At 67.8% G+C, this 22,908-nt stretch carries 17 protein-coding genes and 2 pseudogenes; 15 read left to right on the plus strand and 4 right to left on the minus strand.

Annotated features, from left to right (window positions below):
- The first annotated feature begins 175 nt into the window (after positions 1–175).
- The 3 genes from J5X86_RS46630 to J5X86_RS46640 all read left to right on the plus strand — a co-directional run bounded on the left by J5X86_RS46630 (position 176) and on the right by J5X86_RS46640 (position 7,516).
- Positions 176–1,060, plus strand: a complete 885-nt coding sequence (locus tag J5X86_RS46630) for a DUF4231 domain-containing protein (protein WP_078637961.1) — start codon at positions 176–178, stop codon at positions 1,058–1,060.
- Positions 1,057–4,080, plus strand: coding sequence for a TIR domain-containing protein (locus tag J5X86_RS46635; protein WP_208522684.1), 3,024 nt, complete (start codon positions 1,057–1,059; stop codon positions 4,078–4,080). The genes J5X86_RS46630 and J5X86_RS46635 overlap by 4 nt, the downstream gene beginning before the upstream one ends.
- 583 nt (positions 4,081–4,663) lie before the next feature.
- The gene (locus J5X86_RS46640) at positions 4,664–7,516 is read left to right on the plus strand and encodes a PQQ-binding-like beta-propeller repeat protein (protein WP_208522685.1); all 2,853 of its coding nucleotides are present in this window, start codon (positions 4,664–4,666) and stop codon (positions 7,514–7,516) included.
- Positions 7,517–8,063: 547 nt separating this feature from the next.
- On the opposite strand, the gene J5X86_RS46645 is transcribed toward J5X86_RS46640, so the two are convergent.
- Together J5X86_RS46645 and J5X86_RS46650 are read right to left on the minus strand one after the other, a co-directional pair.
- Positions 8,064–8,282 carry a DUF6207 family protein gene (locus J5X86_RS46645; RefSeq protein WP_208522686.1) on the minus strand — a complete coding sequence of 73 codons (219 nt, stop codon included), beginning with the start codon at positions 8,280–8,282 and terminating at the stop codon, positions 8,064–8,066.
- A gap of 294 nt (positions 8,283–8,576) precedes the next feature.
- A complete protein-coding gene (locus J5X86_RS46650; protein ID WP_208522687.1) occupies positions 8,577–9,455 on the minus strand; it encodes an XRE family transcriptional regulator in 879 nt (292 codons plus the stop codon).
- Here J5X86_RS46650 and J5X86_RS46655 point away from each other — a divergent pair.
- The 8 genes from J5X86_RS46655 (at position 9,436) to J5X86_RS46690 (ending at position 15,663) form a co-directional block, all read left to right on the plus strand.
- Positions 9,436–10,053 carry a DUF4232 domain-containing protein gene (locus J5X86_RS46655; protein WP_308124950.1) on the plus strand — a complete coding sequence of 206 codons (618 nt, stop codon included), beginning with the start codon at positions 9,436–9,438 and terminating at the stop codon, positions 10,051–10,053. The genes J5X86_RS46650 and J5X86_RS46655 overlap by 20 nt on opposite strands.
- 353 nt (positions 10,054–10,406) lie before the next feature.
- A complete protein-coding gene (locus J5X86_RS46660; RefSeq protein WP_208522688.1) occupies positions 10,407–11,096 on the plus strand; it encodes an HNH endonuclease family protein in 690 nt (229 codons plus the stop codon).
- 282 nt (positions 11,097–11,378) lie between these two features.
- Entirely contained in the window at positions 11,379–12,521 is a 1,143-nt protein-coding gene (locus J5X86_RS46665; protein ID WP_308124951.1) for a methyltransferase domain-containing protein, read from the plus strand.
- Positions 12,522–13,013: 492 nt separating this feature from the next.
- The gene (locus tag J5X86_RS46670; protein WP_208522689.1) at positions 13,014–13,178 is read left to right on the plus strand and encodes a hypothetical protein; all 165 of its coding nucleotides are present in this window, start codon (positions 13,014–13,016) and stop codon (positions 13,176–13,178) included.
- Complete coding sequence (locus tag J5X86_RS46675; protein WP_308124952.1) at positions 13,175–13,759, plus strand: sigma-70 family RNA polymerase sigma factor; 585 nt, start codon at positions 13,175–13,177, stop codon at positions 13,757–13,759. The genes J5X86_RS46670 and J5X86_RS46675 overlap by 4 nt, the downstream gene beginning before the upstream one ends.
- 1 nt (position 13,760) lies before the next feature.
- Positions 13,761–14,567: a hypothetical protein gene (locus J5X86_RS46680; RefSeq protein WP_208522690.1), complete on the plus strand. Its 807-nt coding sequence runs from the start codon at positions 13,761–13,763 to the stop codon at positions 14,565–14,567.
- Positions 14,568–15,037: 470 nt separating this feature from the next.
- Positions 15,038–15,292, plus strand: coding sequence for a hypothetical protein (locus tag J5X86_RS46685; protein ID WP_208522691.1), 255 nt, complete (start codon positions 15,038–15,040; stop codon positions 15,290–15,292).
- Complete coding sequence (locus J5X86_RS46690) at positions 15,289–15,663, plus strand: hypothetical protein (RefSeq protein ID WP_208522692.1); 375 nt, start codon at positions 15,289–15,291, stop codon at positions 15,661–15,663. Before J5X86_RS46685 ends, J5X86_RS46690 begins: the two co-directional genes overlap by 4 nt.
- A 99-nt stretch (positions 15,664–15,762) precedes the next feature.
- On the opposite strand, the pseudogene J5X86_RS46695 reads toward J5X86_RS46690, so the two are convergent.
- Positions 15,763–16,633 (minus strand): annotated as a pseudogene (locus J5X86_RS46695) (Ku protein).
- Positions 16,634–16,812: 179 nt separating this feature from the next.
- On the opposite strand from J5X86_RS46695, the pseudogene J5X86_RS52295 reads away from it, so the two are divergent.
- From J5X86_RS52295 to J5X86_RS46705, 3 genes and pseudogenes are all read left to right on the plus strand, one after another.
- Positions 16,813–17,046 (plus strand): annotated as a pseudogene (locus J5X86_RS52295) (site-specific integrase); the annotation flags it as partial.
- Positions 17,047–17,100: 54 nt separating this feature from the next.
- The gene (locus J5X86_RS46700; RefSeq protein WP_308124954.1) at positions 17,101–17,976 is read left to right on the plus strand and encodes a site-specific integrase; all 876 of its coding nucleotides are present in this window, start codon (positions 17,101–17,103) and stop codon (positions 17,974–17,976) included.
- An 83-nt stretch (positions 17,977–18,059) separates the two neighbouring features.
- A complete protein-coding gene (locus J5X86_RS46705; RefSeq protein WP_243983196.1) occupies positions 18,060–20,411 on the plus strand; it encodes a site-specific integrase in 2,352 nt (783 codons plus the stop codon).
- Between the two features lie 67 nt (positions 20,412–20,478).
- Here J5X86_RS46705 and J5X86_RS46710 read toward each other — a convergent pair whose 3' ends face one another.
- Positions 20,479–21,375, minus strand: a complete 897-nt coding sequence (locus tag J5X86_RS46710; protein WP_208522694.1) for an aminoglycoside phosphotransferase family protein — start codon at positions 21,373–21,375, stop codon at positions 20,479–20,481.
- A 359-nt stretch (positions 21,376–21,734) separates the two neighbouring features.
- On the opposite strand from J5X86_RS46710, the gene J5X86_RS46715 reads away from it, so the two are divergent.
- Positions 21,735–22,481 (plus strand): hypothetical protein, encoded by a 747-nt coding sequence (locus J5X86_RS46715; RefSeq protein ID WP_208522695.1) that lies wholly within the window; start codon positions 21,735–21,737, stop codon positions 22,479–22,481.
- The last annotated feature ends 427 nt before the right edge of the window (positions 22,482–22,908 follow it).

A 22,908-nucleotide genomic window follows, 5' to 3' on the forward strand; every position in this document is an offset into this window, starting at 1 on the left:
CTCCTGGAGAACGTCGATCTCGCACTGCTGACGGACCTGGATTACCACGCTGCGGTGGGAGCTGCAGTGGTCCTGCTCCTCTTGCGCGTCGGGGCACGGCTCACCGGGAGAAAAGAGCAGTGAGCGGTGGGGAGTTGGGGCATTCTTAGGGGTGGGGCGCGCGGAGGGGGAATGCATGACGGAGACGGTTGGCTACGACGACTTTCCTGCGCTGCACCGTGCGGCCGACGCCAATTCGCTGAGGGGACAACGCCGTTACCTCCGTGTGATGCGGTTCCAGCTCGGCGCGTTGGTGATCGCCGCCGCCTTCGGCGTGATGGCCTTACGGGCCGGGGGCACGGACGTAGCCGCTGTGGTGGCTTCGGTGGCCTTCGGAGCGGCTCTGGTGAGCGATGTGTACATGCTCAAGGAACGTCCTGACCGGCAGTGGTACGCCGGGCGCGCACTGGCTGAGTCGACGAAAACCCTGACCTGGCGGTACATGGTGGGCGGCAGTCCGCTGGGGGCCGCCGAGCTCACTGATGAGCAGGCCGAGGACCTGCTGCTCGCACGTTTCGCCGAGATCGAGGCCGACGTCGAACCGGTCCTGCTGATTCCTGATCACGGCAGTCCGGAGCAGGTGACCGAGGGCATGCGCCGGACCCGGGCGCTTCCGCTGGAACAGCGCCGTGAGCTGTATCTGCGGGCGCGGATCAGGGACCAGCAGGAATGGTATGGGACGAAGGCGCGCTGGAACGAGCGCAGGGCCACGCTGTGGTCGGTCACCCTTGCCACGCTTGAACTCCTCGGCCTAACCGCGGGAGTGCTGAAGGCCGATGGTGTGATTGACATCGATCTCCTCGGTCTGGCGGCCGCGCTGGCCGCGGCCGGAGCGGCGTGGGTGCAGACCAAACAGCACCAGAACCTCGCGACCGCATATGCGATGGCGCACCATGAGCTGGCCACGATCGGCTCGCGGGTGCGGCACGTGCGGACCGAGGAGGATTGGGCGAGTTTCGTCGGGGGTTCGGAGGACGCGGTCTCGCGCGAGCACACGCTGTGGCGGGCGTCGCACTCATGAAGCCGTCCGCTGCGTTCCGCAGCTCCTACGACGCCTTCCTGTCCTACAGCCACACGGCGGACAGCGTGCTCGCCCCTGCCCTGCAACGCGGGCTGCACCGCTTGGCCAAGCCCTGGAACCGGCCGCGTGCCCTGCGGGTCTTCCGTGATCAGGCCAGCCTCGCAGCCAACCCCGACCTGTGGACGACCATCGAGCGGGCTTTGGAGAACTCCCGTTACTTCATTCTGCTGGCCTCCACAGAGTCAGCCCGATCGTCCTGGGTACAGCGGGAGATCTCCTTCTGGAAGGAACACCGAAGCGCCGACACGATGTTGATCGTCGTCACCGACGGCGAGATCGTGTGGGACAACGACCGAGCTGACTTCGACTGGGAGCAGACCACCGCCCTGCCCGGCGACCTGCGGGGCTGGTTCCAGGGGGAGCCCCTCTGGGTGGACCTGCGCTGGGCTGCCTCAGAGCCCGAGCTCTCCTTGGACCACGGCAGGTTCCGGGAGGCGGCCGGGATGCTGGCGGCCGCCATCCACGGCATCCCCAAGGACGAACTGGACAGCGAGGAGGTCCGGCAGCACGCCCGCACCGTACGGTTGCGCCGCGCCGGCGTGACCGCCTTGACGGTGCTGCTGGTGATTGCCCTGATCATGGCGAACCTCGCCGACCAGCGGCGGCAGGAGGCCGAGAAGCAGCGGCGCCAGGCCGAAGAGCAACGCCGCCTGGCCACAGTGCGGGCACTGCAGGCGGAGGCTGAGAACATCCGCGAGACCGACCCTCGCACCTCACTGCGGCTCAGCATGGCTGGCCTGCGTATCAAGCCAACGACGGAGGCGAGGGAGGGACTGTTCACCACGCTGCAACACACACGCCTGGCAGGCAGCTCCGCGACGAGCGTCGGCAAATCCGACCTGGCGTCCTACAGCTCCGACGGCACCCTGCTGGCCACGGCAACCATCACCGGCCGCTCCGTCGGCCTGTGGGACACCCGCGACACCGTCCGCCCGCGGCGGCTCGCCACGCTCACCGGTCACACCGAGCCCATCGAAAGCGTGGCTTTCAGCGCCAACGGGCGCCTGTTGGCGACCGTCGCCAACGTCGGCCTGAACCCCGCCGACCGCGGTAAGCGGGGCAGGAGCAGCCTGATGCTGTGGGACCTCACGGACCGCGCCCATCCCCGCGAGGTACTGAATTGGAGGGGCTTGGATGACGCTGAAGCGGCGGCCTTCAGCCCGGACGGCAAGACCATGGCCGTGGTCACGGGCAGAGCGAACGGCACGCTGCAGCTGTGGAACGTGACCAAGCCTTCCGCCCCCCGGCGGCTGACCGGACCGCTCCACGCCGTCGACTCCCAGACCGTGATGTTCAGCCCCGACGGGCACACCCTGGTCACCGGCTCCGGCTACGTCACCGCCACGAACGGTTCCCTCAACCCTGACAGCATCACCCACACCACCGGCTGGACCGCGTGGAACATCCGTGACATACGCAACCCCCGAGCGGTGGCGCGCCGACCGCATTTCGGGAGCGCCGTGTTCAGCCGTGCCGCGCCCCTCCTCGCGGTGAGTGACAGCAGCACCCTCACGCTGTGGGACCTCTGCCACCCAGGGACGCCCCGGCAGTTGACCAGGCTTGACCACAAGGATCAAGTGGAATCGGCTGCCTTCAGCCCGGACGGTCGCTCCCTAGCCGTCTCCGTGCTGGACGATACGGCTTTCCTCCGCGACATCAGCGATCCAGCCCGTCCCGGCAAGCCGGTCATGCTGGGGGAGCACGACAGAACAGTCGACGCTATTGCCTTCAGCCGTGACGGCCGCACCGTCAGCCTGACGGACCAATCCGGCACCCTCACACGCTGGCTGGTCGGCAGCCGGGCACCGGCCCGCGCCGCCACTCTGACCATGAAGTCCTTCCAACTCACAGCGTCGGCGTTCAGCCCTGACGGCCGCACACTGGCCATCGCGGCCAGCGGCGGCAAGGTGTGGCTCTGGGACACCTCCCATCCCGCCCGTCCTCGCAGGAAGACGCCGCTCACCGGGCAACTACAGACCGCTCGAGCGGTCTCCTTCAACGGCGACGGCTCAATACTGGCCGTCGGCAGCCAGGCAGGCGAATCAAGCCAGGACGGCAAGATCACGTTGTGGGACACTTCCGATCTGAGCGCTCCGCATCGCTTGGCCGAGATCCCGACGAAGTCAGGAGTGTCGGCGGTTGCACTCAGCCCCCGCCGGTCGATCCTCGCGGCGGTCGGTTCCGTGTCCTTCAACTCGCCTTGGGCCGGCCTGTGGGACATCCGCGACCCACAACACCCGGTGCGCACCAGACTTCTGGACCCGTACGAACCTCGTGAGCGGACCTCTGCCTCGGCAGACCCCGGCCCCTGGCCGAGCCCCCTGCCGACTCTGCCCTTCCTGGGTGCTACCCCGGCGGTCTTCGGACCGGACGGCAAGACACTGGCCCTCCCCGACGTCCTGTGGGACGTCACGAACCCCTCAGCCCCGACCCGGTTGGCCACACGGCGTACCTCAGACCTGGACTCGATGCTCCATGAGCGCTATTCATTCGCGGCCTTCAGCGCTGACGGACGCGAACTGGTGACCAGCGATAGGGGAGACCTGTCCGTATGGTCGGTGAACCGCAGGAACGGACGAAGGTTCCTTTCGACCGCACAGCTTTCCGATCGTCTCTCGCAGATCGACTTCCACCCCGGGGGCCACCTGGTCGCCACTGGAAGCAGCGCCGGCCGGGCAGGGCTCTGGGCCGCCGGCGGCTCGAGACCGCTGACTTGGACGACGGCGCTGACGGACACCACAGCGGAAGTGGCGGATGTCCGGTTCAGCCGTGACCGGAGGACGCTGGCCGTCACCCTGGACTCCGGCACGGTGGAACTGTGGAACCTGGGTGACCTGCCGGCCATCGCCGCTGACCCGACCACAGTGGCCTGCGGCATCACCGGTACCGGCCTGTCCCGTAAGGAGTGGCGGCAGTACGCGCCAGGCTTGCCGTACGAATCCACATGCCCGCAGCGGTGACGACGCACGCTGGACACGGCTCGATGGACGAAGGCGGCCCCAGAGCCTTATCTCCGCCCCAGGCAGCGGCCTTCGTGTGTCTTCTGCTGTCCCCTCGCCAGGAGTGGATGGCCTCGCTGGGTCGGCTCAGTGCCTGAGGGAGCGGCGGGGGAGCAGGCGTGCGCTGAAAAGTGGTCACCATAGGAGGGCATCGCGTGCTAGATGCTGGTGGGCGGTGACCGGGACCTGGCTGCAGGCCCTCTGGGCACCTTGCCTATCCGGGGCATCAGCAAGGGCCTACCCGCGGTCTACGTCATCAGGCGCCTGGCACCTCGCAGGGAGGGGGACATGAGAAACCTGCGTCGCTGCCCGATCAGCGATCCAGCATTCCGAGGACCGGAACACTACTGGAAGATCGTCCTCCCGTAGCTGTCGGCTGTACCGTTCACTCTCCCCCTCCGTAGCCCGCTCCCCGGGAAGGCTGGGCGCGCCTCCGGCCTCACATGCCTAATCAGTCAAATGCGTATTCTCAGGTTTGTTGACACACCATTCGACAAGAATGCCTGCAGCGCCCAGTAGTTGTGCGGAAGGTAGGAACTCCACGATGCGCTACGCGGCATTCATCTCCTACAGCCATGAAGCGGACACCCGTCGAGCGCAGCATCTGCGCGATGCCCTGCATCACTTCGCCAGGCCCTGGAACAGCATGCGGGCTCTTCGGGTCTTCCTCGACAACGCGGCCCTGTCGGCCGATCCAGGCCTATGGAGCACAGTGGAGCAGGCTCTTGCCGACTCCGAGTTCCTCGTGCTGATGGCGTCGCCCCAGTCCGCACGCTCCACCTGGGTAGCCAAGGAGATCTCCTGGTGGCGGCAGGGGCCTCGCGCAAGAAATCTGTTACTGGTCGTCACAGGAGGCGAGCTCCACTGGGACCACACGGCGCAGGATTTCGACTGGACCCGGACCACGTGCCTCTCACCCGCGCTCAGCGGCTTCTTCAACGAGGAACCACGCCACGTGGACCTGCGGTGGATGGGCCAAAACCACACAGGCGACCTGCGCGAGCCGCAGTTCCGCGCATGCGTAGCCGACCTGGCTGCTCCCCTGCACAAGCGTCCCAAGGACGAACTCATCGGCGAGGACGTGCTCCAGCGTCGGAAGTTCCAACACTTCCGCCGAGCGATGGTGGCCGCGATCACCGCGCTCGCCCTCCTGGCCTCCGCAGTGGCCGTCTATGCCATCGTGCAGCGGAACACTGCGCAGGAACAGGCGCGCATTGCCACCGCTCGTCAACTGGCCGCGACAGCATTGAACTTGAGTAGCGATGACCTTGAGGTCGCATCGCTCCTGGCCCTTCAGGCATACCAGGTGAAAAAGACCCCGGAGACCATGTCAGCGCTGTACCAGCTGACAACCGGCAGCCCTCATCTGGTCCGCTTCGTGCGCGGCGACGGGAGAGTGACGGCACTGGCTCTCACCACCTCGCCCCGCTACGCGGCCGCCGGCACCGCCAAGGGGTCGGTTACTATCTGGACGTCCGACGGGACCCGCACGGCAGGCCGTGTTTCGGTCTCAGGCGAGGTCACCTCGCTGGTATTCAGCGACGACGACCAACTGCTGGCCATCGGCACCAGTTCAGGCCAGACCGTCATCCACGACCTGCACACCCATCACACCCGGCGCCTGTCCGCCAGTGCCGGCAGGGTCTACGCGCTGGCATTCCGCCCCTCCAGCCATGACCTTGCAGCCATCGATGACAACGGCACACTCAGGCTGTACAGAGCAGAAGACAGTGAGCCGGCCTTGCACGTCGACACGGGTCTGCAAGCCGGAGCATTAGACCTTGCCTTCTGGGACAAGGGAAACAAACTGGCAGTGGTCACCGCGATGGGCTATCGCTTCTACGACGACAGACTCCGGAAGCTCAAGTCGTCCGACGACGTGCTCTACCCCGCGAACGGATACGTCTCTGCCGCGTCGCCCAGCGGGAACTGCTTTGGGTTCATAAAGTTTGGGGCCTTGGCCCTGGAGTCCATCGCGGAACTGAATAAGGGAAAGTTCCCGGGGTTGGGCTCCAAAGAGGGCGGCTGTGGCGCACGGCCGACCCTCTCCGGCAAAGAAGCGACCAGCTTGGCTGTCTCAGATGGCAACAGGATCGCGGTGGGCACGAGCCAAGGCCTCGCCCTGGGAACGGCAGTAGGGGAGAAAGACCCGACGGAGACGGTCCTCGACATGCTCCCTGGAGTCAAAGCACCCTCTGAACTGGCCTTTTCGCCAGGTAAAGGCGACCGCCTGGCTTCGGCCGACGGCAACACCATCGCCCTGTGGGCCCTTGGCAAAGCGGGACCCACCATGCATCGACACAGCGTCAAGATTCCTGACGGCGCGACGGTGGAGACTCAGCCCGCCCTTGCCGTGGGACCGGACGGACATGTCGCATGGAGCCAGGAAAGCGACACCGACTCCCCATCCACGCTTCACCTGTGGTCCCCGGAAACCGATATCCCGGGCGACGGAGCCGACATGACATACGACGCCTTAGCCTTAGCAGCCGACGGTAACACCCTGTACGCCGCCTCCAGCACTGCGGTGGAGACGTGGACGAAGCAATCAGGCGCACTGCGCAGAATCGCCGCCGCCCGGTTGCCCGAGCACTCCGACACATTCGGCCCCACCCGCATTGCCACACGACCCGACGGCCGAGTCGTGGTCATGCCCTCCGACGGTTCCGTCCTCCTGCTCGACCCCAAGTCAGGGAAAATCTCAACGGCGGTCGAGCGTATGGTGCCGCGCCTGACGGAAAACGAGTGGAAAGAATCCGGCGTGACTGAGTACCAGACAGCACTTGGCAGGGAGGGCACGCTCGCCGCAGGGGCAACCAAGAACGGCCACGTCAACGTCTACGAACTCCCGTCCGGACGCCGGGTGCGTCAACTGGACCTGAGCGGTTCCTCCATCGACTCTCTGGCGCTGTCGGAGGGGAGCCAGTCCCTGTTCGCTGTAACCGACGGCCGCGTGCTGCACCACTGGGACGCACGAACAGGCAAGTTGCGCTGGCGATCGGACGGAGCCGGACGATACGGCCTCGCGGCGGATCCCAACGGCCGATGGGTGGCCACACTGGCGGGGGACGGCACGGTGTGGCTATGGGACGTGAAGACCGGCGACCGGCTAGCCAACACCGCCCTCCCACGCCCCGACTTTTCCTGGTCAGGGACTGGAGGTACCGGCGCGCAGAGCAGCATTGCCTTCTCCCCAGACGGGAAACGGCTGTGGTCCGTGACCGAGGGAGGAGAGGCCCTGTCGTGGGATACGTCGGTCGACGCGTGGATCAAGGCACTGTGCGATCGGGTGGGCCGTCGCCTCACAGAGGCGGAACGCACCCGGTACCTCACATCGATCTCCCGTAGCCACACCGCCTGCAGCCAATATCCCAAGCAGGCTTCCAGCACGCCCTGACAGCATGGCGGGTGTCCCGAGATATCGGTCCCGTCCCGCCCAACACTCCGGAAGTACAGCGTGAGCGTGCATCACGCGGCGGCCCGAGAGCAGAGCCAGCCCGCCGTGATGTGCTGAAGACGGCGGCACGCACCGGCTGCGGAACTGGTAGGTGAACTTCGAGCATCCCATAACCCGCGCCGACGACGGTTCGACACCCTCGACCTGGCTCTGGACCTGCTCATCGAACCCGACTTCACACGCCGGCGGTGGAAGGGCGAAGACGAGTACGCACACGTACGCCGCCTAGGCATCGTCCCCGACGCCCAGCACCAGTCCGTCGACGCCGCCCGCGCCCAGGTCTTTGCGGTGCTCGAAGAACGCCAGGGCCCGTTCGCCGACACCAGGACGTGGACTACCTGGCGGTGGAACCCCGCCTGGCCACCGCCACGCCTGCCCTAGCACGATCCCGCCCGCTGACGCATGGCGCCCAAGGACCTTCCTCGTACCACGACGCCGTCCACTGGCCAGGGCTGGTCCAGCACGCTTCGAGCCAAGGTCACGACGGTTACACCGGGTCGGGGGAGCCGGGGCGTCGGATGTCCGCGTACAGTCGTTTCCGCACTCCGGGCTCACCCGCGACCCGCCGCACCGGCCCGACGCCGGATGTTGCCCACAGCTCATCCAGCCGGGACATCACCGCCACCGCGGTCTCCTCATCCCCGGCCGTGATGTCCAGGACCACCAGGCCCGGCTCGCACACATGCACCTCGTCGATACGGTCCATGCCTTACGCGACGCTGCGGACGCCAGGGCCGGTTCGCCGTCGGCATCCACGCCACTCGTACGAGTGGCCCCGTGCGGGCCGGGGTTACAGGCCCGGACGGCTTCGGCTTGCGAGGGGCCTCACGGCCAGCAGCCCGCCGTGTGCTGTCCATGGCACGCGGGGTGCGGCGTTAGACGGGCTGCGTCTTGGGAAGCCACGGCTGCTGCCTGGACGGTCACAGCAGTTGACGGTGAGTGGTGCACGAGGCCGGGCGGCATTTGACTTCTGAGCCCCCATACGAGCAGTTTCAGCGCCTCAGGCCAGCGCTCCAACCCGTGTGGCGAACGCCCGGAGGCCGGGGAGGGTGCGGTCGTGCCGCATCAAAGAGACGGTCATGGCCCCTACGGCACCGCGGCGTACTTCCTGAGGCGCGGCCTGCTCGGCGGCCAGGAGCGCTTGATAGCAGCGGTCGGGCTTGCCCCACTGATTGAAGGCGCGGGCGACGTCGATCCAGTACCGGGCCTGGCGCTCGGTAGTGGGCAGGCGGACGACGTCGACCCGGCGGGCGTACTCGATGGCCTGGCCGGCATCGCCAAGCAGGTGGCAGACGGAGATCCGATGGAGGAGAACCTGGCTCGGGCCGAAGACGGCGCCGTGCAAGGTGGCATCCCGGCCGAGCTGGTCCGCAGTGGCTTCCGCTTCGTCGATCAGGGCGTGGGCCGTGTGCCGGTCGCCCTGCTTGGCGGTGTAGGCGGCTGTGGCGTACAGGTTGCCCTGGACAGACAGCCGCGCGGCGTCCGGTGCGCTGCGGCTGTCGGCGATCTGTTGTGCGGCGCTGACGGCGATGTCGGTGGCTCGGGCCAGGTGGCCTTGGCGGCGCCAGGCGCTGGAGACCATGCGGTGGGCTTCAGCGATGGTCAGCGCGTCGGCACCGCCGAGAGCAGCGGTCAGAGCGCGATCGGCGGTGACGGAGGCGAGGCCGTCCTCGCCGAGCTTGATGCACAGCCTGGTGGCTGTGTTGTACAGCTCGGCCACAGCAGTCGCAGCTCGCTCGGGCATCCCGTCGGCGCCCAGAGCCTGGGCCAGTACGATGCGGGAGGGCAGGGCCCGGGCGAGGCGGTCGTAACGGCAGGCGTCGAAGTCCAGGCGGGAGGCGTCCACCGCAGCCGCCACCGTGGCCGGGCTGGGATCCACACCGGGAGCAGAGCCGGGGCTCTGCTCCCGGTACAGCAGCAGGTCTTCCAGACCCGACAGGCTCGGCCGCCAAGGCCAAGGGGGCTCGGAGGCGGGCACCGCGGCGAATGAGTCGGGCGGCGGGCAGGCCGCCACCGAAGGTGGCGGCAGGGCGCACGCGGGCGTCGAGCGCTGCCGCACCGAAAACCTGGAAGCCGCGTTCGCCACGGGCCAGGACGCGCAACCGGTGCCGGAGGAGGGCGCGGACGGTTCAACGACCGCCACCATCGTCCTGATGAACAAGGGCTCCTACTCCTGCAAGCTCGGTGGTTTCCCCGGTGTGGACCTGACCTCGATCAACGGCGGCGAGCGCTGGTCCCTGGTCCGCTCCTCGCAGAAGTGGAGCTCCGTGGAGGTGGAGGCCGGCCAGAGCACCGAGTTCACTCTCAACCTCGCCTTCACCAAGGAGGAAGAGGGCTTCTACCAGCCGGCCTGGGTCGAGATCACCCCGCCCAACGAGACCAAGGCCCTCAAGATCGAGTGGCCCTGGGAGACCGACACCCTCGTCGACCAGCGCGGCGCCACCCACCCCGGCACCTTCGTCAACCCCATCGGCTGACCAGCTCACAGCTGTGCCATGAAGGTCCACTGCCCCGCTGCCCTGGTGTGTGACGCACCAGGGCAGCGGACTTTCCGTCCCACGGCCCGCGCCCCCTTCATGCTCGCTGTGATCGCGGCAGCGTTCCCATCACCCCCTCTACCAGGGCGGTTGATCATGCAGCTTGCTATGAGCCGGCCCTGACCGTTCATGAGCCACCAGGGGGCGTGCAGCAGGAGGTCGGTGCGGGAGGTCTCCGTTGATATGCCTGCGTGCTCGAGGGCAGATGGAGCCTCGCTGCCGTGTATCCACTTTGGGGTGACGACTGGGGGAATTGGGCGTTCGGCCCAGCGGGGCGGGCCACGGTGACGGTCATGATGATTCGTCGCTGGGCCGCTGCCGCGGCCGCCACGCTGGCAACCGCCGGCCTCGTGGGCTCCGCTCCCTCGAGCTGGGCCGTACCGAGCACCCCGAGCACTGCGTCTTCCATCGCCGGTCCCGTATCGGCGACGGAGCTCCCAGAGCCCCCGACGGCGGAGGAGGCCCGGGCGGAGCTGGCCGAGCTAACCGTCGTACCCGAGGACGATGCGCCCGGCTACAGCCGGGCGAAGTTCCCTCACTGGGCCACCCAGTACGGCACCTGCGACACCCGCGAGATCGTCCTCGCCCGGGACGGCGATGAGGTCACCCAGGACGGGCAGTGCCGGGCCACGGTCGGCAGCTGGCGCTCGGCGTACGACGGCGTGGTGCTCGACGCGGCGTCCAAGGTGGACATCGACCATGTCGTGCCGCTGAAAGAGGCATGGAGGTCCGGCGCCTCGCAGTGGACGACCGCGGATCGCCGGGCCTTCGCCAACGATCTCGCCCACTCGCAGCTCATCGCCGTCTCGGCCCGCTCCAACCGGGCAAAGAGCGACAGGGACCCCTCCGATTGGGAGCCGGACCTGGTCAGCTACCGCTGCACGTACGCCCGTGCGTGGATCTCGGTAAAGCACGCCTACGCCCTCACCACGGACGAGGAAGAGCATGCCGCGCTGACCGGCATGCTCGACACCTGCGCCTGATGCGCATCGGCTCCCAGCGCGCTGGCATGTCCGGCGCGCCGGGAGCCGGGTAGACGACGCCAGGCGATGCCGGCCATGTCGTCACCCCGGCCGGCTCTCCCGCGCGCTCTACCGCCGCCCCTGATATCGCGTCATCATGGCGCGGTTACAGAATGGAGCAGCTCGTGAGTAAACATCGCAAACCGGATCCTGACCCGGGGCAGGGAACTCCGCCGCCGAACAACTCGGACGGGCAGTTGCCGCCGCCTCCGCCGCCGGCCGGGACGCACCGGAAGTAGCCGCGTGGCCGACTACGACGCCTTGCGGAAGCGGCTGGACGAGGCCATGGACCAGCACGGGTTGTGGCCTGCCCGCTCGCCCTGGACTCGGCAGGCGGTCTCCGACACACTGCGGCACGCCTTCGCGCCGGACCGGCTGTGGCGCTGGGACGGCCACACCTACCAGCCGCTCGACCGCGGTGCCGACCCCGACCGGTGGGCCGCCGAGGTGTACGGCCGGCCCTTCGACGCGGCCGTCACCCAGATCACCGACGGCGCGCCCTCCTCCAGCCTGTCGTGTCCGTCGATCGTGGTGGACATGCTCGACTCCCTGATGCTCGAACCGGGGCACGGCGTCCTCGAGCTGGGGGCAGGGACGGGCTGGAACGCGGCCCTCCTCACGTGGCGCGCGGGGCCCGGACGCGTGGTCAGCGTCGAGGTGGACGACGAACTGGCCCGGCAGGCCAAGGAACACCTCGGCGCAGCCGGCGTCGACGCGGCGGTCGTGGCCGCCGACGGCGCCGATGGCTGGCCGCCCGGCGCGCCGTACGACCGGGTGGTCTCCACCTACGCCGTCGATCAGGTGCCCTGGGCGTGGGTGGAGCAGATGCGGCCGGGTGGGAGGATCGTCACCCCGTGGGGGCGGCTGGGGCACATCGCTCTGACCGTTGCCGACGACCACCGCTCGACTGTGGGGTGGATGCAGGGGCTGGCGATGTTCATGCCCGCCCGCGGCACACCGCCCGCGAGCAGCTGGCCGCACGTGCGCGGCACCGGCCCCGCCGACGACGAACGCGCCTTCGCACGGGACCTGCGCCCGCTGAAGGACGATGCGCATCTGCTGTTCGCTCTGCGCATCCACCTCCCCGACGTGCAGATGATCACCGGCGTGGACGATGACGGCGTGAACGTATGGCTCCACGACGGCGCAGCCTCCTGGGCCACACTCACCACACTCCCCAACGGGGAGGCCCGCGCGTGTCAGGGCGGGCCACGGCCCCTGGTCGATGAGCTGGAGGCTGCCTGGGACTGGTGGCTGGCAGAAGGACAGCCGACCCTGTGCGACTTCGGCATGACCGTGGAACCCGAGCGCCAGTACGTATGGTGCCGGGACCCGGCAGCGGGGCCGCAATGGCCGCTCCAGAACCACGGCCGCGCCGCGGTGTAAGTCGCTCGCCAGGCCACCTGCGGCAGCGCCTCCACACTGCTGGGGCGATCCCGACCGAGCGTGGACTGGCCAGTGGCCGGCTGTGCGGCGATGGCCTGGTCCGCAGGGTCCCACCCGTCGCATCTGTGATCTGGAACACGCGGCTTTGGTGAGACGCAAGTGGAGTGCGATTAACGATGGTTACTTGATGTCAGAACCACATTGCGGTCGGTGAGAAGAGGGTGCAGGTGGGGGTGCTGCCGCGAGCTCAGGAAGGTCCTCACCTCGGGGGTGTCGGCGTGTGGCGCGGGAGCGGATTCGAACGAGAGTAACCGCCCGGTTGCTTCGCGTATAAAAATCTCGAGTGTGCCGTTCAACGTTTGGGGCCTCGTGGTCGATTAGCTGGTGATCGAGGGCAAGGACGCTCTCCAGCGCCCCGAGGGGGGACCAGGCGCTGCTCACCTTGTTGACCAGAAGGGCCTTGCACTCGTGACTCACGATGTCGCAAACAGCGTGCTGGCTTCGGCTATCGCGCTGCGCGTATTCACCCCGGACGCCATGGCACTGGCCCGCCGGCTGCTCGGGGCCGGGGTGCGCGTGGGAGCCGCAGCCTTGACGGAACGCCGCGACGGCACCCTGGCTGCCTGCGCTGTCCGCGAGGACGGTGGCCCGGAGTGAGCGACCACCACACGTCGCAGTCCAAGCCCGCCCTGATGGTGCCGCTGCCACAACTCCCGAAGGCATTCTGGGCGTTCCACGACCAGTACTACCGGGCCTACCGCCGGTACGCCCACGTGCATCTGGGCGATCCGCACGCGGCCGGTGAACTGGTCCACCAGGTGCTGATGCACCTGGCGATGAACTGGGCCCACCTGATGGAGGAGGCGAACCCCGCCGCCTCCGCGTGGGCTCTGCTCAAGGAGAGCGTCGCCGGGGATCTCCGGATCCAGGGCCGCAAGCCCGCAGTGCCCGAGACGGCCATGCTGCAGCTCGTGGTGCGCGCGGTGCTGGAGTCCAGCCGCCAGGAATTCGAAGTCATCGAAAGCGCTCTGGGCCTGTACCCGGCGATAGCCAGGCTGCCCGAGCGGCAGTTCGACGTGATGGTGCTCCGCTACGTCCTCGGCTTCTCCACCGATACCGTCGCCCGCATCATGGGAGTCACCGAGGCCACGGTGCGTTCGCACTGCCACTTCGCGCGCCGGAAGATCGCCCGGGAACTGGGCATAGCGTTCGATACGGACTGCGACGATGAGGAGTGACATGACACCGCGCAGCCTCGATGAAATCCTGGCCGACGCCGAGATCCTGCAGCACGAGTACGACGACGAGGACACCGCGGCCTCACGTCTGCGTATCGAACGCGAAATCGCCGACACCTGGTGGCGCAGCGCGCTGCTGCTGGAATCCTCCGCTCAGCAGGTCAAGCCCTGGCTCCCCGAGGACGCCCCCCGCCACCGCACTCCCCTGTGCACGGCACAGCACGAACAGGCCGCCCACGACCTGCGGAAGCTGTCCACCCTGGTGATCCGCGACTCCCGGGCCGCTCACCACATCGCGCTCCTGGCCCAGTCATGCCGCGCCGAACCCGCCAGCGCGCTGATCTTCGCCTGCCTGCTGCACCTGGCGGACAGGGAGGGAGCACAGTTTTGGTGGCAGTTCTCCGCCGGCGCCGGAAGCGCAACCGCGGCCCTGTGCCTGTACCTGATGCACATGCAGCGCGGAGAACTCCGCGATGCCGAGCACTGGGTACACGAAGCCGCCTGCCTGGAACACCTGGAGAACCAGACCAGCCCCCATGACGACCTGGTCAGCCTCCTGCGCCGGCCCCCCAGCCAGGGACACCGCGGCAGCTGGTACACCCCCCAGTCCATGATCAACCGCACGATGGCGATCCTGCACTCCGGTGTCGCGGCCAGCACGCGTGTCGTCGATCAGCCGCTGTGCCAGTCACTCGCCGTGGCGGTCCAGCGCCTGGAGACCAAATCCGACGCCGACTACGGCACCATCCCCAAAGCCTCCTTCGAACTCGCCGCCCGGCTGGAGGACTGCGCAGCATCTTCCCCCTGACTCACGGCCCTTCCGCGGCGGGCAGCGAGTTGGAAGACGCGTGCGGGCAGCTTGCAACGCAAGCCGCTGATCATCTGTAGCTGTGTCCGCCCCAGGCGAGTGGAACAAGCCGTCGACCGCTCGAAACCCGCCGCGCACTCAAACGGAGGTTACGCCACACCCCGTCGGCCAGCACCGTTGAACCAGCGGCCCGGCCGCACCGGACGGGCCAACCGGACGGAGGGGGAAAGCGTGGGCAAACAGGCGAAATGCGGATCGACCGACACCGCAACGGGCAGGCCTTGCCAGAGGCCGGCCATGGTGGGCTACTCCCGCTGCCAGCGGCCTCGCGGGAAATGGAACAAGCTGCAGGTGAAGAAGACAAAGAAGCGCTGAATGCAATGGTGCCCCCGGCGCCGCAAGCGGCGGGGGCACGCTCATAGTGTGTGCCGACCGTTCCGCGCTGGGTTCTACCGGCGGTAGAATCAAGTATGAGTAAGCCGACGAGCATCAAGACCAGTGAGGCAGTCCGTGACCGGCTGCGTACCCTCGCGGAGGAGCGCGGTACGACCATCACGGACCTGCTGGAAGAGCTTGCGGGCCGTGAGCTGACCGAGACCGAGCGGGAGCAGCGGGCCCTCGAGGCCGCCGGCGAGCTCGGTATCGACTACACCGAGCAGGTTCAGCGCGTCGGGCAGGATGCCTGGGAGCGGATCCGTGCTCACCAGGGCGGCGCCGCCGCATGAGTCTGACGGCCGTCCTGGACCACACCGCGCTGACCGCCTTATACCGGGCGGACCCTTTCTTCACCGGCCTGTACATCGAAGCCTCACGCGGCACGGGCCGCGTTCTGATCCCATCGCTTTCGGTTCTGGCTGCCGAGCGGCATGTATCCGGGGCCGGGGCGCATGCCGTGACCCTGCGCTTCGCGGGGGCCATTCCCTTCACCTCAGATCATGCTGCTGAGGCGATGGCATGGCCGGGCCTGGACTGGGCTGTGACGCACCCCGCGGCGATCGCCTGGCAGGCGGCCAAGGCGGGTGAGCCGGTGACGGTCCTCTCGCTCCAGCCCGAGCTCTATGCGGGAAGCGGCATCACCCCGTTGAACCCCACCTGAGACTTCGCGGCCGGACTGCCCGCGACGCCCCGCCGTGTTACCCACTGTCGCAGGGGCGGGGCGCGCCGCTACGCGGATCCGGCAGCACTTCCTGCTCGGTTACGACGCAGGCTTCTTCCTCGAGGACTTCTTCGCGGCTGCCTTCTTCCCGCTGGCGCCTGTCTTCTTGGCCGCGGTCTTTTTCGCGACGGTCTTCTTCGGAGTCGGCCGCCGTCCGCTGATCTCGTGCACCTCGGCCTCGTCGCCGGTGTCCTCGCCGCGGCTCTTCTTGGCGGCGCGCACGCTGTCCTGTAGGGCGGCCATGAGGTCGACCACCTTGCCCTTGGGTTCGGCCGGTGCCTCCATCTCGGGCGGCTCGACGCCCGCGGTCTTGGCCTCGATGACGGCTTCCATCGCCTCGCGGTACTGGTCGCGGTACTGGCTGATGTCGGTGCCGCCGATGGCCTCCATCAATGTGATGGCTTCGTCGACCTCCGAGTCGGAGATGTCGACGGCCCTGGGGGCGAGTCCTTCGGCCGAGCGGATCTCATCCGGCCAATGGAGGACTTGGAGGACGATGGCGTCGCCGACGACCCTGAGCGCGCCGAGCCTCTCGCGGTTGTGCCACGCGAATTTGACGACGGCGACCTTGTCGCTGCGCTGGAGCGCTTCCCTGAGCAGCACGTAGGGCTTGGCGGCGACGGCGCCGTCGGCTTGGAGGAAGTAGGGCTTGCCGAAGCGGATGGGGTCCAGTCGTTCGGCCTCGACGAAGGCTTCGACATCGATGGCCTTGGCGGTGGGCAAGGGGATCGTCGAGTTCCTGGTCGCTGATGGGTACGAGCTGATCTTTGGAGGCTTCGTAGGCCCGGCCGATCTCGTCCGGGTCGAGTACGCGGTCTTCGATCTCGCAGACCTTGCGGTAGCGGATGCGGCCGCCGTCGACGGTGTGGATCTGCCGGAAGCTGATCGAGTGGTCCTCGGTCGCGGGCATGACCTTGATCGGAATCGTCCCGTTGACTGAACTAAGAGAAGAATATTCGCAGGTCAGGGCGGGTATCTGCTAGCTTCCGGGCCGTGCATGAGACAAGTGGTTCTGCCCGGGATTTGGCATGCTTCGTGCCGCCGCAGACCGGTGAGCTGGTGAAGACCGCGGACACCACTCGGCCCTACGTGCTGGTTGACGCGGACGGTGTTGTCGTCGTCCCGGTTTCGGCGTTCCTTGCCGAACTTCAGGCGTGCGCGAGGCCAGCGGCGACGATCCGTTCGTATGGGATGGACCTGCTGCGGTGGTGGCGGTTCTTGGCCGGGTGGGGTGTGGAGTGGGACCGGGCGACGCGGTTGGACGCGCGGGACTTCGCCCGTTGGATGCAGGTCGCGCCGAAACTCGTCCGGGCTCACTGGCGCCGTCGGCTGTCCGACTCTGCGGCGTCCGCGCCAGCAGTCCGGGGAGGAGCCGTAGTGCCGAACGCGGTAACGGGCCGTCCCGGTCCGGGGCGCTTGTACTCGGTATCGACGCGAGCGCACTGCGAGGCCGTGCTGCGGTCGTTCTACGCCTTCCATCTGGAGGAAGGCACCGGACCAATCATCAATCTGTTCCCCGCCGCACGGGAACGCCGTCGGCTCCCGGCCACGGCGGGCCGGTCCGCTCGACAATCCGCCGGGGGCCGATACCGGCCGTCGGTGCCCCAACGTCTGCCGCGCCGAATTCCCGACGGCCGCTTCAACGACCTGTTCGCCGCGCTGCGACACCACCGGGACCGAGCCTTGCTCGCCTTCTGGGTATCGAACGGTGCCAGGGCGAGCGAGCTGCTGACAAGCCGACAGCGCGACTCGCTGCCCGGCGAGCAGTTGCTCGGAGTCGTCCGTAAAGGGTCAGCGGTCTTCCAGCAACTGCCTTCATCACCGGACGCGTTCGTGTGGCTGCTGCTCTACCAGGACGAGGCATGGCGCGCGGGTGTGCCGCGGGCCGGGCACGCGGCGCTGTGGTGGACCCTGCGGCGGCCATTCAGGCCGCTGACGTACCACGCGGCAAGAGCGATGCTGAACCGGGCCAACGGGCTGCTGGGTGCGAACTGGACGCTGCACGACCTGCGCCACACCGCCGCGTACCGGATGGCTCGTGACCCGGGACTGGCTCTGACGGACGTGCAGTGGGTTCTGGGGCATGCGCACTTGAGCACCACTCAGCTCTACCTCGCGGCCGGACGAGAAGAGATCGTCGAAGCGATCCGCGCCCACCACGAGCGCCAGGCTCAGGTGGCCAGGGTTCCGGCCCCACCGGCGGCTGGGTACCGGGCCGAGTCCCTGAGTGACCTGTTCGGAGCCGCCCGGTGAAGTCCCGTGTGCACGACATGACAGGTGCCGCGCGGATGCGCGCGGCTGACCAGCCTCGTGCTCCCCATGCTGTAGGCAGCGTGATGCGCCAGGCCCAGGTCCAATTCCCGGCCCGGTTCGCGGGGACCCGCTGGGCGATGACGAGTGCCTCGGCGGAGGAGGTGATCTCCGCGTTGGACCGCCAGCCGTTCAGAGCGGAGAAGCGACACACGCAATGGGAGCGCAGAAGTGGAGCGCGCGCGATCCTGGCCTGGCTGTCGGGCTTCCCCGGCGCTACCTGGCAGGAGAGGTGGGAGGCGTCTCCCGGGTCCGCCGAGCCCGGTCGCTGGGCGGAGGAGGGGCATGTCTGGGTCCGTACTGCGGCCGACGCGCGGTGGTGCGGTATCCGAGCCGGGCTGTGGCTGCTGGTTGTCGCCGATGTGCTCCGCCTGCCGCTGGAGTGGCAGTTCAGCAACCCGAGCGGGCACCTGCGCGCGCTGACCGAACGGAGTCGTGATCCCGAGGGCTTCACGCGTCTTGAGGGGATCGTCCCTCCGAAACACTGGACATCCCACGGAGGTAACCGGTCCCGCCTGGTGCTGACCCGCATCATGCTGGCAAAGGGGGGCGGCCTGGCGGACATCACCCCCGGAGACGCCTTCGAGTACGTGGCCACAGTTCGAGCTGCCAGCCACGACACGGTGAGCAGCACCCTCTTCTACTCGTGGCTACGAGAGCTGGGCCATCTGCCCGCCGACGCCCCAGTAACCCTCCGTTTCCTCCACCGCATCACAGGTCAGCTCAGCTGTGAGCAGCTCATCGACCGTCACGGCGTGGCTAGCGCTCCGATTCGTGCGCTGCTGATCGACTACCTGGAAGAGCGCCGGCCGCAGCTGGACTACAGCACCCTCGACCGCCTCGCCCGTAACCTGACCCGCAACTTCTGGTCGGACCTGGAACGTCACCACCCGGGTATCAATTCCCTCGACCTGTCCTCCGGCGTCGCCGCTGCGTGGAAGGAGCGCTTCCGCACCCGCGTCCAGCGGCGCAGGCAGCCGGACGGCACCATCAAGGAGACGGTGGTCGAACGCGCCGACCGGGCCCCGCTGCTCATGACGGTGCGCGCCTTCTACCTGGACATCGCCCGCTGGGCGGTGGAAGAGCCGGCCCGGTGGGGGCCGTGGGCCGCGCCGTGCCCGATCAGGGAAGCCGAGACCACGGACCGCAAGCGCGTCAAGCGGGTCAAAGCCCGCATGGATCAGCGCACCCGCGAGCGTCTCCGGGCCCTGGAACCGTTCGCGAAGGCAGCGGCCGACCACCACCGTTTCCACCTAACGGGCCTGGAAACCCTTCTCGCGGCGCCGCCCGGCGCGGCCTTCACCGTCCACGGCGCGATGTTTGTCCGCACGGGAAACGCCGCCACCGCCACCGCCCGCGACCAGGACGGAGCCCTTCGGTACTTCGACCTCGCCGAACACCGGGCCTTCTGGGCTTGGGCCGCAGTGGAGGTCCTGCGCCACACGGGCATGCGCATCGAGGAGATGCTGGAACTCAGCCATCACGCGGTGATCCAGTACCGCCTGCCCACCACCGGCGAGATCGTCCCCCTGCTCCAGATCGCCCCGTCCAAGACGGACCAGGAACGCGTCCTGCTCGTCAGCCCCGAACTCGCCGACGTCCTGGCCACGATCATCCGCCGCGTCCGCAACCCGAAGACCGGCGTCATCCCTCTCCTGTCCGCCTACGACTACGAGGAACGCGTCTGGAACCCGCCGACCCCCTTGCTCTTCCAGTGGGACCGCAGCGGCGAAAACTCCAGGATGAGCGGCGAATTCATCCGCAAGGCCCTCGCCGAAGTCCTGGCCTTCCTCGGCCTCACCGACTCCACCGGCCAGCCTCTGGACTTCGCGCCACATGACTTCCGCCGCATGTTCATCACCGACGCCATCCGCTCCGGCTTGCCGCCCCATATCGCACAGGCCATCGCCGGTCACACCAACATCAACACCACCATGGGCTACCACGCCATCTATCCCAGCGAGACCATCGAAGCCCACCGCGCGTTCATCTCCCGCCGCAGAGCACTGCGCCCGGCCGAGGAGTACCGAACCCCAACCGACACCGAATGGGAAGACTTCCTCGGCCACTTCGAACGCCGCAAACTCTCCGTCGGCACTTGCGCCCGTGCCTACGGCACCGCCTGCATTCACGAGCACGCTTGTGTCAGATGCTCGCTCCTCCGACCTGACCCGTCCCAACGGGCACGGCTTGCCGAGATCCGCGACAACCTGATCGCCCGAATCGCCGAAGCCGAGACGGAAGGCTGGCTCGGCGAGGTCGAAGGTCTCCAGGTCAGCCTGGCTGGCGCCGAAGAGAAGCTCCGCCAGCTCGATCGGGGCCACGGACAGCATACGGCCGTGGACCTTGGCATCCCCACGACGCGTGATGATCGATGAACCCACGAAGGTGAGCTGCCGCATTGGCCCTCAACCAAGATCGAGAACAAGTTCAAAGAAGCGCGCATCAAACGCCCTTCAGAACACGATCAAGTGCCGCCCGGCCTGCAGGTCCCCAGTTCGGCTTGCCGCCGGGAAGGCCCCGATCTCCGTTCTGCCCCATGAGCATCAGGAAGAGGCTCTTCATAGCGGCCAGCCCGCGGGCGCGCCGGATCGCGGCCTCGTCTGCATGCGCGTACATGTCGAAGAACCGTGAGGCCGTGCCCGCGGGCAGCAGCACCCATGCGGCGGCGAGGTCCAACGCCGGATCGCCGGCGAACATGTCACCGAAGTCGACGATGCCCGAGAGCGTTCCGCCCGAGACGACGACGTTCGCGGGATGGAGGTCGCCGTGCACCCACACCGGCGGGCCCTCCCACGCGTGGGCCGCAACGGCGTCGTCCCAGACGACCCGGACGTCGGCAGCGATGTCGTCGGGGGCAACGGCCTGGAAGAAGTTCTCGAAGCCGTCCGTGCAGTTCCTGGGATGGGCACCGCGGTCCGTAGCGATCGGCGCCTCGGCGGGCGCCTCCACATGGAGCGCCCGGAGGAAACCCGCCAGCGTGTCGGCCGCGTGGTCGCCGCGGCTGATCGAGCCGTGGTCCAGCGGCTCGCCGGGAACCCACGTCATCACGGTCCAGTGCTTGGGGAAGCGCGCGGACGGTTCGCCGAACCGCACCGGAGTCGGAACCGGGAGCGGCAGGCGCGGAGCCAGCACGGGTAGCCACCGCCGCTCCTTGAGCTGGAGCTCCGGGGTGAGGTCCATGCGCTGCATGCGCACGGCCAACTCATCCCCGAGGCGCCACATTTGATTGCCCCAGCCGCCCGCCACCTCGCGGATGGCCAGCCCTGCAAGGTCTGGATGTTGCTCCTGCAGCAGGTCGCGGACCAGGTCTGCGGTGATCTCGATCTCGGTATCGGTCATGCAATGTCACAGTACTGAGGCGGTAGGCGGAGCGGCTCTCGCTCCGGAACATTTCGCTGTGATTCCTCTGGCATCACCGATTCGGTTTCAAAGAGCTGCAGATGTCTTCGCGTGAGTCTCACCGGTACCAAGCCCAAAATCGCTCAACGCGATGTGCAGACAGCACGAGAACGAGAGATGGTCGACCTGGGCATGCCCTCGCGTTCGGCGAGAGCCCCGCACGAGCTACCTGAGTCCGGCCGCCTGCTTGCGTGCACAAGACGCTGCTGCCCGCGAACTTCCAAGCCGGTCCTCCGGGCAAACGACACGATCAACCAGCAGGCGAGAGCTCCCGTGGCAGCAGCGGAAAGGACCCACACATGTTCTCCGTCGAAGAACGGGACTGCCTCAGAGATCGCTTGATCCAGTTTGCCGACGCTGACGAGGCCGTCACTGGAGCGGCCCTGACCGGCTCACAAGCCACCGGACACAGCGATCGATGGTCGGACACTGACCTGGTTCTCGCAGTCCATGGCGAGCTCACGGTGCCCTTGAGCCGATGGACGCAGTGGCTCCACGGCGAACTCGGCGCCCTGCATCACTGGGACCTGCCAGCCGACCGCAGGATCATTCGCGTGTTCCTCCTGCCCGGCTGGCTGGAAGTCGACCTCACGTTCTGCCCCGAAGAGGAGTTCGGCCCGCGAGGCCCGCAGTGGCGGACCATCTTCGGCGAGGAACGAACCCAGACCCCCTTCCCGCAAGCCGATCGCGACACCCTGATTGGCCTCGCCTGGCATCACGCTTTACACGCCCACATCTGCATCCGGCGAGGCCGGGAATGGCAGGCCGAATACTGGATCAGCGCCTTGCGTGATCACGTCGTGGCACTGGCGTGCCTACGTCTCGGCTATGCGGCTGTCCACGCGAAGGGCGCTCATCTGCTTCCCGCGATCATGACTGCGCCACTTGAAGCAACGCTCGTCCGTTCGATCGCGGAGTCAGAGCTACGACGGGCCTTGAAAGCAGCCGTCACTGTCCTGACCGACGAACTTGAGCAGACGGACTCCCGGCTCGCTGCAAGACTCAGCCCTATGTTGGCTGAACTGGGAGGGAAGAGTCAGGAGTGAACCTCGTCTTGGAGGTGAGCTGGTGAACCCGAACGCCGGTTGCAGAAGTTGGTTCAGAGAAGTCACCAGGCCGAAACTGACGGCTCCGGACCAGACAGGGCGCATGAGACACCTCCTCCGCCCCCCTGGGGCCTTCCAGCGTAGACACGCCTGCAGCAGGATGCCCTGCTCAGGCCGCTGACGCGCCCGAGTGGGCGCTGGCCGGCCTTGGCTCGCGATGACCGCTCCCCGGACGAGACGTCGCCTCGGCGTGCGCGCGATCCCGTGCGTGAGCACCCGCTCCGAAAGTCCAGCGGCACCACCGCTGGTGTGCGCGGCCGCGATGGTGGTCTCCGGCTGCCTGTGCCGAAGCGCAATAGTTGTCACCCCCGATACCTGCTGACCTGCGACGACGTATCAGCGACGCAGCGTAGCTGTCACCGGGTCG

Origin of the sequence: Streptomyces sp. NEAU-YJ-81 (assembly GCF_017592595.1) — a bacterium.
Taxonomy (GTDB): Bacteria; Actinomycetota; Actinomycetes; order Streptomycetales; family Streptomycetaceae; genus Streptomyces; species Streptomyces hygroscopicus_B.